Source organism: Sulfurimonas sp. CVO, assembly GCF_009883775.1.
GTDB classification, from domain to species: Bacteria; Campylobacterota; Campylobacteria; order Campylobacterales; family Sulfurimonadaceae; genus Sulfurimonas; species Sulfurimonas xiamenensis.
The window spans coordinates 1074430-1087759 of sequence record NZ_CP033720.1 but is presented as its reverse complement, the minus strand read 5'-3'; the positions used below and the strand labels follow the sequence as shown (position 1 = coordinate 1087759).

Annotated in this window: 11 protein-coding genes; 9 read left to right on the top strand and 2 right to left on the bottom strand. The window is 34.8% G+C overall.

Annotated features, from left to right (window positions below):
• Positions 1 to 36: 36 nt before the first annotated feature.
• From CVO_RS05495 to CVO_RS05470, 6 genes are all read left to right on the top strand, one after another.
• Positions 37 to 1299, top strand: a complete 1263-nt coding sequence (locus CVO_RS05495; protein ID WP_159570674.1) for a M18 family aminopeptidase — start codon at positions 37 to 39, stop codon at positions 1297 to 1299.
• Positions 1300 to 1381: 82 nt separating this feature from the next.
• Positions 1382 to 1669, top strand: coding sequence for a hypothetical protein (locus CVO_RS05490; RefSeq protein ID WP_152299198.1), 288 nt, complete (start codon positions 1382 to 1384; stop codon positions 1667 to 1669).
• Positions 1670 to 1774: 105 nt separating this feature from the next.
• A complete protein-coding gene (locus tag CVO_RS05485) occupies positions 1775 to 4900 on the top strand; it encodes a cytochrome c biogenesis protein CcsA (RefSeq protein ID WP_159570671.1) in 3126 nt (1041 codons plus the stop codon).
• A gap of 11 nt (positions 4901 to 4911) precedes the next feature.
• Positions 4912 to 5613, top strand: a complete 702-nt coding sequence (locus CVO_RS05480) for a DUF2461 domain-containing protein (RefSeq protein ID WP_159570668.1) — start codon at positions 4912 to 4914, stop codon at positions 5611 to 5613.
• Between the two features lie 3 nt (positions 5614 to 5616).
• Positions 5617 to 6567, top strand: coding sequence for a ferrochelatase (gene hemH, locus CVO_RS05475; protein WP_152299201.1), 951 nt, complete (start codon positions 5617 to 5619; stop codon positions 6565 to 6567).
• A gap of 7 nt (positions 6568 to 6574) precedes the next feature.
• A complete protein-coding gene (locus tag CVO_RS05470; protein ID WP_152299202.1) occupies positions 6575 to 7204 on the top strand; it encodes an HAD family hydrolase in 630 nt (209 codons plus the stop codon).
• Between the two features lie 6 nt (positions 7205 to 7210).
• Here CVO_RS05470 and CVO_RS05465 read toward each other — a convergent pair whose 3' ends face one another.
• On the bottom strand, positions 7211 to 7600 hold the full coding sequence (locus CVO_RS05465) for a hypothetical protein (protein ID WP_241690938.1): 390 nt from the start codon (positions 7598 to 7600) through the stop codon (positions 7211 to 7213).
• 118 nt (positions 7601 to 7718) lie between these two features.
• On the opposite strand from CVO_RS05465, the gene CVO_RS09905 reads away from it, so the two are divergent.
• The 3 genes from CVO_RS09905 (at position 7719) to CVO_RS05450 (ending at position 12712) form a co-directional block, all read left to right on the top strand.
• Complete coding sequence (locus CVO_RS09905; RefSeq protein ID WP_159570665.1) at positions 7719 to 10970, top strand: cadherin-like domain-containing protein; 3252 nt, start codon at positions 7719 to 7721, stop codon at positions 10968 to 10970.
• Between the two features lie 127 nt (positions 10971 to 11097).
• Positions 11098 to 11532, top strand: a complete 435-nt coding sequence (locus CVO_RS05455) for a hypothetical protein (RefSeq protein ID WP_159570662.1) — start codon at positions 11098 to 11100, stop codon at positions 11530 to 11532.
• Positions 11480 to 12712, top strand: a complete 1233-nt coding sequence (locus CVO_RS05450) for a cadherin repeat domain-containing protein (protein ID WP_159570659.1) — start codon at positions 11480 to 11482, stop codon at positions 12710 to 12712. The genes CVO_RS05455 and CVO_RS05450 overlap by 53 nt, the downstream gene beginning before the upstream one ends.
• Before the next feature lie 5 nt (positions 12713 to 12717).
• Here the strand turns inward: CVO_RS05450 and CVO_RS05445 are convergent, their stop codons facing one another.
• Positions 12718 to 13329 (bottom strand): response regulator transcription factor, encoded by a 612-nt coding sequence (locus CVO_RS05445; protein ID WP_159570656.1) that lies wholly within the window; start codon positions 13327 to 13329, stop codon positions 12718 to 12720.
• Position 13330 lies beyond the last annotated feature (1 nt).

The window sequence follows — 13330 nt, the reverse complement described above, 5'->3', positions numbered from 1 at the left end:
AAGATAAAGTATAAATTTCATTTAGGAACTATAGTAATGACACAAGAAAATTTCAACGAAGGACTTTTAGGTTTTTTAGATGCTTCACCGACTCCTTTTCATGCAACGCAGAATATGGCAGGAATGTTCGAAAATGCCGGATTTATAAAGCTTTATGAAGAGCAAAGATGGGAGTTGGAACCTGGTAAAAAGTACTATTTGACTAGAAATGATTCATCAATTATAGCTTTTACATACTCTGGCGAAAAGAATTATGTAATGGTTGGGGCACATACTGATTCTCCAAATCTAAAAGTAAAACCAAATCCGGTTATTAAAGAGCATGGAGCTGTAAAGTTTGGAGTTGAACCATATGGCGGTCTGCTTTTAAATACATGGTTTGACAGAGATCTCTCTTTGGCCGGAAGAGTCAGTTATTTGGACTCAAATAATATAATAAAAGATGCTTTGATTGATGTTAAAAAACCAATAGCTATTATTCCTTCGCTTGCGATTCATTTGGATGATAAAGCAAATCAAGAGCGAAGTATTAATGCACAGAGTGATATATTGCCGATTTTATCTACTTCAGATGATTTTCATTTTGAACAATTTTTAAAAGATCAGCTAAAGATAAGCGGTGTCGATGAGGTAAAAGAGCTATATGCAAATGATCTGAATTTTTATGATGTTCAAAATGCTTCTTTTGTAGGCCTTAATGATGACTTTATTGCTAGCGCAAGGATTGACAATCTTATTAGCTGCTATGTCGGTATGCTTTCAATTTGCAGTATTGATGAGAGCAAACCTATGCTTTTTATTGCAAATGATCATGAAGAGGTGGGAAGCAGTTCGACTTCAGGTGCGGGCGGAAGTTTTTTAGAAAATACACTTCATAGAGTTTTTGATGATTATGAAGAGTTTGTTCAAATGATTCGTTCATCCATAATGATATCTGCCGATAATGCACATGCTATTCATCCGAACTATCCAAATAAACACGATGCAAATCATGCACCGCATATAAATAAAGGAAGTGTTATAAAAATAAATGCTTCTCAACGCTACGCTTCAAACTCTAAAACTGTTTCAAGATTTATGAATATTGCATCTTCGATAGGCGAGCCTTTTCAAACATTTGTAACAAGAAGTGATATGGGATGCGGCTCTACCATCGGTCCTATAACAGCTACAAGATTAGGTATAGAAACATTGGATATAGGAGTTCCAACTTTTGCAATGCATTCCATAAGAGAGTTATGCGGAAGTAAAGATGCTTATAGTCTTTATAAAATCATCCTAAGTTTTAATGATTCTTGATATAGATCAAAATAAAATTGTTATATGATAATAATTTTTAAATTATAAAATGTTAAAATTTTAGTTAAAAAGTAGGTATAAAATGAAAAAAGAGCTTATTAAAATTCCAAGAGCAACTTTTGATTTTTACAAATATGAAGAGAATGGGTTGACATATTATGAATTTGATGCAACAAATTCTCATCCGCCTGAACCCATGATAAATGCTATTTATGCATTTACTCTTCTTAAAAGTGAAAATGTTAGAATTGTTGGGATTTTTTTGCAAGAGCCTTTTCCTCTATATGAAAGAATTCCTTTAACTATTGCACATGAAGTTGAAGAACTTGATAATGGAGACTTTAGAGTAACCTTTAAGTTAGAAGAGTAACTTCAATAGTTAAGTACTAATTTAACCCTTTGTTAGCTAATTTTAAATAGAATATCCTTTTTTAAATAAAAGACATTTTAAAAGTCTTAGAGGGAAATTAGACATATGAAACAACTTATATCAGTTTTAGGCTCCATGAAATCCATGGCTATCATGATGATTATATTTGCGGCAGCTATAGGATATGCAACATTTATAGAGAATGACTATGGAACTATAACAGCAAAAGCAGAAATCTACAATGCTCGTTGGTTTGAGATTTTAATCGCACTTTTAACAATTAATTTAATAATAAATATTTTTAAATATAAGATGTTTAGTGTTAAAAAAATTCCTATTTTTATTTTTCATCTCTCTTTTATAATTATAGTTCTTGGTGCTGCAATAACTCGTTTTATTGGATTTGAAGGAACTATGCATATTCGTGAGGGCGAGACAGCGAACACGATGCTAAGTGCTGATACATACTTTAGTGTAACTGCCAAATCAGGCGACAAAACAGCAACAAGTGAAAAAACTCTCTATCTTTCCAAAAAAAGTACTAATTCGCTCTCTTCATCTTTACAAGTGGACGCAAAAGATGTTGATGTAAAACTTGTTGAGTATATTCCTGATGTTGTAGACAAACTGATTGAGGCAAAAGAGGGCGGTTTTGAAATAATAGATATGATGGTAACTGAAAATGAAAACAGCACTCCATTAAAACTTCGCAGAGGTGAGTATTATCAAAATGAAAATATAGTCATAGATTTTGATTCTAAAAAGAGTTTTTCAAAACCTGTTATTTCTATCTTTAGTGAAAACGGAAAACTTTTTATGAAACATGATATGCCTCTTATGTTTTTAAAAATGGATGATAATTCACAGGGTGAAATGAATCCAAGTGATAAAAATAGTCTTGAATATAGAACTATTTTTGGTGTAAACGGAAGTAGTTTTGCAGTACGAAAATTTTACAATCATGCAATTACAAAACTTGTTTCAAATCCAAATGCTTCTCCAATGGAACCGCAGCAGGATGCTTTAGTCTTTAATGTAAAAGTTGGTGAAACTTCAAAAAATATAACGATTTTCGGTCAAGCCGGCAGAAAAGCAAAAGAGTATTACACAGTTATAGACGGTGTAAAAGTTTCTATATCATATGGTTCTAAAAGATTAGAAATTCCTTTTGAGGTTAAACTTCTTGATTTTCAGTTAGACAGATATCCAGGTTCTATGTCTCCTGCATCGTATGCAAGTGAAGTAGAATTGATTGATAAAGAACAAAACATACATATGCCTTATAGAATCTATATGAACAATATTTTAGAGCATCGCGGATATAGATTTTTTCAATCTTCATATGATAGAGACGAGAAAGGAACAATATTGTCAGTAAATAACGATCCGGGAACATTACCCTCATATATAGGATATTTTCTTTTGGGACTAGGGATGTTCTGGTCTCTTTTCTCAAGAAAAAACAGATTTGCTGCTTTATCAAACAGAGCGAAAAAGGCAAGTGAGCAAAAAGCTCTCGGAATTTTACTTTCAATAGGATTGCTTTTTAGTGTAGCGCCATCATATGCAGATGAGATAGATCCGATTATAAAAACTGTACTCTCTTTTGATAAAGAGCATGCAAAAAGATTTGGAGAGTTGACCATTCAAGACAGCTCAGGAAGAATGAAACCCCTTGATACCCTTTCAAACGAGATACTCGCAAAGATTTATAGAGGTGCATCTTTAAAAATAGGGGATCAAAGTCTTAGTGCAAATCAAGTTGTCTTAGGAATGATGACTAAGCCTGACGCTTATAAAGAGTTAAAAATTATTAGAACAAAAAATGAAGAGATAAATAAAATTATTGGGGCAAAAGCTGATGCAAAATATGCTTCATTTTCACAATTTTTTACAGATCCTGATAAACTAAGAGGATATAAGTTAGCAGAACTTGTAAACAATGCAATTATAAAAGAGCCGAAAAATAGAAATTTGCTGGATAAAGCTGTTTTGGAAATTGATGAAAGAATAAATGTTTCTTACTCTGTATATGCCGGTTCTTTGGTAAAAATTTGGCCAAAACCAAATGATCTAAATAACAAATGGTATCCAACTATTGAAGCACTTCAAACATTTTCAAAAAATAATGCTCAAAAGATAAGAGATATTGCATTTAAATATTTTACGGCAATAGAAAAAGGAGTAAACACAGGAAACTGGAGTGAAGCCAACAGTGTATTAGAAGAGATATCAGAGTATCAAAACTTTTATGGAGCATCTGTTATGCCTTCAGAAACAAAGATAAAAGCGGAGATGTTATACAACTATGCAAATATATTTGAAAGACTTTATCCTCTTTACTTTGTGATTGGTTTTATGCTGCTTATTGCTAGTTTTATAAAAATATTAAAACCTGCTATAAATATAACAGCAATTGAGAAAATTTCTTTATTGCTATTGACATTATTATTTATAGCACATACATTTGGGCTGGGTCTTCGTTGGTATGTAGCCGGACATGCGCCGTGGTCAGATGGATATGAATCGATGATATATATCAGCTGGGCAACTATTTTGGCAGGTATTTTCTTCTCAAAACGCTCGTCTATGACTATGGCTTCAACTGCTGTTTTGACAGGTCTTATTTTATTTGTGGCACATTTAAACTGGATGAATCCGCAGGTTACAAACCTCGTACCGGTTCTTAACTCTTACTGGCTAAGCATACATGTAGCTGTTATTACGGCTAGTTATGGCTTCTTGGGGCTTGGTGCACTTTTGGGCTTTATAGTGATTCTTCTTTTTGTGTTTAAGAACAAAAACAATGAAAAACATATCTCACTCTCCATAAAAGAATTAAACTCTATTAATGAGATGAGTCTTATGATCGGTCTTGCATTTTTGACGCTTGGAAACTTTATCGGTGGCGTTTGGGCAAATGAGAGCTGGGGACGCTACTGGGGATGGGACCCTAAAGAGACTTGGGCGCTTGTGACGATTTTGGTTTATGCAGTTGTCATTCATCTTAGATTTATAAAATCAATTTACAATGAATTTAGCTTTAGTGTAGTTTCACTGCTTTCATATACATCTGTTCTTATGACCTATTTCGGAGTAAATTACTATCTTGCCGGAATGCACTCATATGCAAAGGGTGACCCTGTTCCTATCCCCGATTTTGTGCCTGTGACATATACGATTCTTTTTGTTGTAATTGTTATTGCATTTAGAAATAGAAAGTTGGCTTAGAGGATTTTGAAATGGATTTTAAAGGTTTTCCTAAAGAGGCTCTTCTTTTTTTAGACTCTATCCGTAAAAATAATAACAAAGAGTGGTTTGAGGTGCATAGAAGCGAATATGAGGAGTATATCTTAAACCCTTCTCGCGCTTTTGTTCAAGAGATGGGCGATCATCTTATGGCACTAGAGCCGACAATAGACTTTGAACCAAAAATAAACAAATCACTCTTTAGAATCTATAGAGATACTCGCAGGATGGGAGCAAATAAAGCGCCTCTAAAATCAAGAATCGGCATCATTTTTACTCAAGGCAGTAGTGGAAGCAGGCTTCAAAAATCATCATTTTACCTTCACTTCTCCCCTGATGAACTTTTTGTATCAGCAGGTGTAAGATGGTTTGAAAAACCCCTTCTTGATGCTTATAGAGAGTACATAGGAGATGAAGAACGAAGAGTTGCTCTTGATAAACTTTTAAAAAACATTGAGACAAAAGGTTATAAGACTATAGAGAAGGGTTACAAGAGATATCCGCGAGGTTTTAGCCCTGAGATGCCAAGTGTGGATTTGAGTCTTTATAAAGGGATGGCAGTTTATAAAATTTTAGAGCCAAATCTGATTGAAAATGGTGATTTGCTTATTGAAACGCTCTATAAAAACTATGAAGACATGTTGCCATTGCAGCGTGTTATGTATGAAATAAGTTTACGAGTAAAAGAGGAATAAGTTATGAAAAAAGAGGCGATAGTTTTACTCAATATGGGTGGTCCAAACAACCTAAAAGAGGTTGAAGTTTTTTTAACAAATATGTTTAATGATAAAAATATCATTACCGTTAAGAGTTCGCTTTTAAGAAGTTTTATAGCAAAAATGATTACTTTTACGCGAACAGAGAAATCGCAAGAAATATATAAGCAGATAGGCGGAAAATCTCCTATAGTCGGGCATACAAAAAAACTTGTACAAAAGCTTCAAGCTAAAGTGGGAGAAGATGTTGTAGTTGATTTTGCTATGCGCTATACACCTCCGTTTGCGTCAGAGGTGATAGAGAGACTCAACAAAGAAGATATAGAAAAAATCTATCTTATCCCGCTTTATCCACAATATTCAACGACAACTACAAAATCATCATTGGAAGATTTCGAAGAGCAGTACCATTTAAGAGGCGGTGATGCTATTTTGGTTGAAATCAAACATTTTTTTCAGAACTTTAACTACAACAGAGCAATAATCCAAAGAATAAAAGAGCGTATAAGCGAGTATGAAAGCACAAATTTTGAGATAATTTTTTCAGCTCACGGGCTTCCTGTCAAAGTGATTGAGAGAGGTGATGTTTATGAGAGACATGTGCAAAAACATGTCGCGCTTTTAAAAGAGATGCTTCAAAATGAGGGAATGCATTTTAAAGATGTACATTTAGCGTATCAATCAAAAGTGGGACCTATGGAGTGGCTTAAACCTTCTCTTGAAGAGAAGTTAAAAGAGATAAAAAGCAAAAAAGTTGTTATATTTCCAATAGCTTTTACTATCGATAATTCTGAAACTGATTTTGAGCTTGATATCGAGTATCGTGAGGTTGCAGAAGAACTTGGATTTAAAGACTACAGAGTCTGCGAATGTCCTAATGATAGTGATTTTTTTGTTGAAACACTTTTTGAATTGTATGAGAAAATGAAATAAAATAACAATGAAAATAGTTATCTTTGATATGGATGGTACGCTGATTGATTCTAAAAAAGACATCACGGCATCTGTTAATTATGTAAGAAAATCACATCATAATCTTGCTCCGTTGAGTGAAGAGTATATCGTTGAAGCAATCAATATGCAAGAGAGAAATCTTGCAAAACTTTTTTACGAGACTGAAATCTATCTTCCAAAAGACAGAGATCTTTTTGAACTACACTATGAGAGTGAATGTGTGAAAAATGTTTATCTTTATGAAGGTGTCGAAGATATGCTAAAGAGTTTGGTGGACTCAAATGTAAAGATATCAGTAGCAACAAATGCTCCTACTCAGTTTGCTCTGAGGATGCTTGAACATTTAAGAGTAAAACCGCTTTTTGATGTAATCATAGGAGCGGATAAGGTAATTGAAGCTAAGCCTAGTCCTGAGATGTTACATTTTATACTTGAGCATTATAAATTTGATAGTAAAAATCATAAAGCTTGGATGGTTGGGGATAATATAAAAGACACATTAAGTGCGCAGAGCGCAGGAATAGATTCTATCTTTGCAACATGGGGATTTACTCCAGTAAGTGATGCCAAAATTGTTGTAAAAAAGCCCATGGAGATACTGGATATTGTTTTATAATCTTGTTTAAAAAGCAAGTATGATAAAAAGAGGATATATGAATAATCCAACATATGGTAAAAAGTTGTTTATGGGCGTTAAGAGAGCTAAGCTCAATTCATGAGATAGTTTCTTTTTTTTAAAAATCTGCTCAATAAGTAATATTTTTGTTGCAATGTCTGCTGTTTTTAAAAAGAGTAAAATCATGGCAAATATATTATAATCAGTCAACATCGCAAAACCTATGCTGAAATAAAATGTAGGGTGCATAATCAAAAACAGAAATATGCTTTTTGAATAGTATTTGTTCATTTTACTAATCATTCCCATTACAGTAGGTGCTTTCTGCCATGTTATCTCATAGAGTTCAAGAATCATAAAAAGAAGTACATAGTTTAAAATTAAATCATTTGTCATTTTTGAATTTTACTATAAAAATTTTAAATCTACTCTATCATATAAGTACCAAAGTACTATTTACATGTTTAAAAGCATATGTTAATATTTTCGTATAAATAAAATACGGAGGTGCAAAATGGCTACTGGAAAAATTGTAGGGCAGATACAAGTAACAGAAGGTGATATTAAAATTCTAGGGGTTGATGGTAGTGTTCGTGAACCAGGATTTGAAGGTTACTTATATGAAAATGAGCAGGTGATTAGTGAAGATCCTACAGCTCTGTTTCAGATTAAGTTTTTAGCACTTCCGGAGGCATCAGCATATACGGGCGTATTTAGAATTTTAGCAGACGGTTCCGTTATCCACGGCAGAGATGCAATGGAAAGCATAGCAAGTGATGAGAGTTTGGTTGAGATTTTAGAAACAGCTGAAGTTAAAGAAGATAGTGAAGATTTAGAAACAGCAGCCGGTGAAGAGGAGGCTGAAGGAAGCACGGCTTTTACTGAAACTGATATTGTTGCAGATTCTAGTGTACTTGGATTTAACAGAGGTGAAAATAGTGAGCTTGGGTTTGGCATAACAGAGTATGGCAGTGAAGATAGTACTAATGGAGTTGCGTTGCCTGCTATTACATCCCCAAATAATACTATTTTCGATGAAAATGATACAGATCCGGTTATGCAAGTAAAAGCAAGCGGTGCAAGTGCTATTGAGTATAGTATTTCAGGGTTGGACAGTGACCTTTTTGATATTAACCCTTTAACAGGTCTTTTAACTTTTAAAGACTCTCCAGATTATGAAAATCCAAAGGATTTTAATGAAGACAATGAATACAATATGTATGTAACTGCTACAGATTCATTTGGAAACTATACAACACAGCTTCTTTCTGTGTTCGTTAATAATGTCAATGAGCCTGTAACTGCATATGATGATACTGTTGATGCAATAGAAGACATTGTCCTTAATTCAACAATCAATTTAAATGAAAATGATTATGATGTCGACGGTGATGATCTAACTGTTGAGGCAGGCACATATACAACTGCGCAAGGCGGAACAATAGTCATTGCCGAAGATGGCAGTTACACTTATACACCTAAAACGAACTTTAATGGAACGGATAGTGTGAACTATACAGTAACAGATGGGGAGTTTAGTGATGTAGGCACATTGACAATTAATGTTGTTCCTGCGAATGATGCACCGGTTATTACTGATGGACCAGATATAGATTCATTAAATGAAACAAATGCAGCACTTATTGCTACAGGGACAATGACTGTTAGTGATGTTGATACTACAGATAATGTTACGGCTTCAGTTGATGGGATTGTTGTAACAGGTACTTCAGACAGAACTGATGCGGCTGCTCCGACGGATGCTCAATTAAAAGCAATGTTTAGTGTTACGCCAACGGATATTATAGATGGAACTGAAAACAGTGATACATTAACATGGAACTTTAATTCAGGCAGTGAAGCGTTTGATTACTTGGCAGCGGGTGAAACTTTAATTCTTACTTATACAGTTAAAGCGACGGATGATGCTGGAACACCATTGTCAGATACAGAGACTGTAACAATAACGATTACAGGTACAAACGATAAACCAACTATTGAAAGTAATACAATCTATGCAACTGAAGATATAGATTACACTATAACTTTAGCAGACTTCATAGGCTTTGATGATATAGACGGTGATGAGATGAGTGCTATTAGAATTGATACATTACCTTCTAACGGCGTTTTAAACTTGGATGGTGATCCTGTAGCTGTGGGAGATGAAATTTCTGTAGTTGATATTAATAGCGGTCTTTTGTACTTAACTACTCCAAATAATGGTAGTGACACCTCTTTTACATTTAGTGCAAGTGATGGTACGGATTGGAGCTCATCACAAACAATGAATATTGATATTACTCCTGTTACTGATACTGTTAAAACTGATACTTTGAGTGTGATTATGGATGTATTGCCTCCGGTAATAGATACTAGTACATTAACTATGAGTGATGATATAAATACAGCATCGAATATTTTTGAAACAGCAGATGGTCTAAAGTTGACCGGTCCTGTTGGAACAGTTGTACAGGTTAATACAGACGGTAATGGTCTTGGTATTGACAGCAATAGCGGAAGTGGTGATGCAAGAGATATTGATGGTGCTTTAACAGAGTGGCTTCAAATAGAGTTTCCAACAAGTACTACGCTCAATACAATAAATATAGATATTAAGCATGCAAGCGACGATGTAATGACAATACAATTGTATGATGCATCTGCTGCTGCTATTACTTCTGGAATTACTTATCAAATTGATGGTAAAGGAACAGTTTATATTTTAGGCAGTGATGGTCTTATAGATGGTTCTTTACTTAGTGGTAATGCTGCACATACAATTACAATAAGTAGTACAACTGCTTTTGCAAAGATGTTGATTTCTGATGATGATAGTGGTGCAAGTGCTGGTACGGATGGATTTAGTGTACTTAATGTATATGGCACTGTATCATCAACACCTGATAGTTATGACTCAGTCATACATCTAAATGGTTTAGGGTTGGGTGACACTGATGGAAGTGAGGAAATTTCAACTATTACATTAAGCGGCTTTCCTGCAGGTTCAACAATAACATTATCAGATGGTGTAACTGAAATTGAAGCAGATGGATATGGAAATTGGGTTATTGATGCAGCCGACCTTGGATTGAGTTCTACTTTAACAGACCTAAACGATGTAGAAATGACCTTAACAAGTCCAATAGCTATATCTAGTACTTTTGTGCCTACAGTAGATATAGTAACAACTGAAATTGGTGCAGGTGTTCCTGATTCACATACAATATTAGGCGGAACAGCGGATGATGTTTTGACTGGTGAAGAGGGTAATGACTATATCGATGGCGGGAATGGTGATGACACTATCGATGGCGGTGCAGGCGATGATATTATAATTGGTGGAGAGGGTAATGACTATATCGATGGTGGCGCTGGCAATGACACTATTGACGGTGGTGCGGGCAATGACACTATTGAATATGATACTTTAGATACACTGATAGATGCAGGAGATGGCAGCGATGCGCTTATAGGAAATGCAGAAACTATCAATCTTGCTAATGTAGACAATATTGAAGTGATTCAGCTAAGTTCTGGTGCGACGGTAATTGGCAGTGGTGATGCTAGTGCAATTAATCCAGGTGATGTTATGGATGCGACGGATGGAAATAATACATTAGTGATTGAATCTTCAGATGAAGGTGCATATACAATTAATGTGGATACTACTTTATTACCGTTTAGTGAAAATGTAGATGGTTATAATATTTATACCGATGATACTGTTACTTTAAAAATAGAAGACAGTATTATAGTAGAGTAATAATTTCTATTTTACTTGCAGTCAATCACGACTGCAAGTAACTCCTTTTTATCAATACTAAAGTACTATTTACATGTAAATTTATATATGTTAGTATTTTTGTATAAATAAAACTCGGAGGTGCAAAATGGCTACTGGAAAAATTGTAGGGCAGATACAGGTTACAGAGGGCAATATTAAAATTGTGGGTACAGATGGAGTTGTTCGCGAACCTGTGTATGGCAGTTTTATGTACGAAGATGAACAGATTATAAGCGATGATGCAGGTGCTCTGTTTCAGATTAAGTTTTTAGCACTTCCGGAGGCATCAGCATATACGGGCGTATTTAGAATTTTAGCAGACGGTTCCGTTATCCACGGCAGAGATGCAATGGAAAGCATAGCAAGTGATGAGAGTTTGGTTGAGATTTTAGAAACAGCTGAAGTTAAAGAAGATAGTGAAGATTTAGAAACAGCAGCCGGTGAAGAGGAGGCTGAAGGAAGCACTGCTTTTACTGAAACTGATATCGTTGCAGATTCCAGTGTACTTGGATTTAGCAGGGGACCTAGATGTTACTTATAACATTGCAGAACTCGATGTCACTTCTGCGGATGTCACTCCTCCGGTAATCACATCTTCTAACATAGCTCTTTTTAATGAGACAGATACAACTCCTGTTATGCGGGTTACGGCAAGTAGTGAAAATGCTATCAGTTACAGTATATCAGGAGAAGATAGTGAACTATTTACTATTGATCCAGTAAGTGGTATTTTAAGCTTTAAAGAGGCGCCTGACTATGAAAATCCAAAAGATTTGGATAGTGATAATGAGTATAACCTATATGTAACAGTAACAGACTCAGCGGGGAACTATACAACTCAACTTTTATCAGTTCCTATTAACAATATTACAGGAAATGTAGAGACTGCTCCAGCTGATAGCTTAATTCTGCATACATTTGACAGCCCTCCAGGCAATAATAATGAAGGTTGGATTGGCGAAGGTAATGAGAGCAATATGGGGGGAGGAAGCACTACAATTCCGCCAAATGAACTAGGATGGTTTACTCAAGACAGCGACACAAGATCGCATGATTTTGATCTGAGTGATCATGCAGATGAAGAGGTAAATATTTCGTTTACGCTCGGCGTAAATGAGTGGGAAGGTGATGATACCTTTATAATAAGAGTTTATGACAGTGAAGATAGTGTCATACAAACTCAGACATACTCTCCTGATAGTGATGGGCTTGGGTATTATGACTATGACTTTGATGTTACCGTTCCCGAAAATGGAATTATCAAGGTTGAATTTCAATCGCAAAATACTGAAGATCAGGGAGGAGACAAGGAGGCTTGGAGTATTGACAACTTTGAGATAAGTGGTCCTGATGGAGAACAGGTTCTCACATTTGAAGGAGAGAGTTCATCCGGAGGCACGATAGATATTGGGGTATTGTTAGATCAAAATAATGATTTTGAGGGTGATGCTCCAGATTCTATAGATGAAATCGATCTCTCTAGCGGTGATTATACTTTGTCAAATATTACATTGGCTGATGTTGTTGATATAACAGATGGTGACAATGTACTAAAAGTTACGGGAGAGAGTGGTGATGGAGTAAATAATTTGACAGATAACGGATGGATACCTGATCCTTCACCTACAGTTACAGAAGATGGTTATGCTACATATACAAATATAGATGATCCGAGTGTGCAGCTTCTTATCGATGTAGATATACCGATTGAAACAGTTTAATTTTGCTATTTAAACTTTAGTGCAAGAGAGATTCTGTCAGTTACATTTGCCTTTTCAAATATATTGTGAATATGGCTTTTAACTGTAGATAACGCAATTTTCTCTCTTTGCGCAATCTCTTTATTGCTTAAACCTTCAGCGACCATAAATGTGATGCTTTTTTCTTTTTCTGTTAAAGATGATACAAAGTCAGGTTCATCTTTCTTTTTGTTTTGAATATATTTATTAATAATAAAATAGGTCAAATCAGGAAAAAGCCAGTTGTTTCCATTTTCAACTGTAGAGAGCATTTTTAACAAGTTCTCTTTGTTTATATATGAATTTTCATACCCTTTTATACCGCTTCCAAGCAGAGTTGATGCATGGTAAACCTCAGGAACGGCATTAAAGAGTAAAATTATCGCATGCGGATACTCTTTGAGCTTCAGCAGTGTTTCTTCAATATTTAGTAGACTCATCTCATCCAACATTACAATAACTCTGTTTTTCTCTTTTGTCAGATACTCTCTCAATTGATCAAAGTTATCTATAGAAATTGTGTCATATGAATCTTTTAAAGCATTTTCCCAGTGTTTTAAAATAGATGACATTGTTGTAAATAGTATTATCTTTTTCATA

What these genes read in the sequence shown, in the direction of transcription:
- CVO_RS05485 (WP_159570671.1), top strand. Translation starts at nt 1,775, where the DNA reads ATGAAACAACTTATATCAGTTTTAGGCTCCATGAAATCCATGGCTATC.
- CVO_RS05465 (WP_241690938.1), bottom strand. Translation starts at nt 7,600, where the DNA reads ATGACAAATGATTTAATTTTAAACTATGTACTTCTTTTTATGATTCTT.
- CVO_RS05480 (WP_159570668.1), top strand. Translation starts at nt 4,912, where the DNA reads ATGGATTTTAAAGGTTTTCCTAAAGAGGCTCTTCTTTTTTTAGACTCT.
- CVO_RS05490 (WP_152299198.1), top strand. Translation starts at nt 1,382, where the DNA reads ATGAAAAAAGAGCTTATTAAAATTCCAAGAGCAACTTTTGATTTTTAC.
- CVO_RS05445 (WP_159570656.1), bottom strand. Translation starts at nt 13,329, where the DNA reads ATGAAAAAGATAATACTATTTACAACAATGTCATCTATTTTAAAACAC.
- CVO_RS05495 (WP_159570674.1), top strand. Translation starts at nt 37, where the DNA reads ATGACACAAGAAAATTTCAACGAAGGACTTTTAGGTTTTTTAGATGCT.
- CVO_RS09905 (WP_159570665.1), top strand. Translation starts at nt 7,719, where the DNA reads ATGGCTACTGGAAAAATTGTAGGGCAGATACAAGTAACAGAAGGTGAT.
- CVO_RS05470 (WP_152299202.1), top strand. Translation starts at nt 6,575, where the DNA reads ATGAAAATAGTTATCTTTGATATGGATGGTACGCTGATTGATTCTAAA.
- CVO_RS05455 (WP_159570662.1), top strand. Translation starts at nt 11,098, where the DNA reads ATGGCTACTGGAAAAATTGTAGGGCAGATACAGGTTACAGAGGGCAAT.
- hemH (WP_152299201.1), top strand. Translation starts at nt 5,617, where the DNA reads ATGAAAAAAGAGGCGATAGTTTTACTCAATATGGGTGGTCCAAACAAC.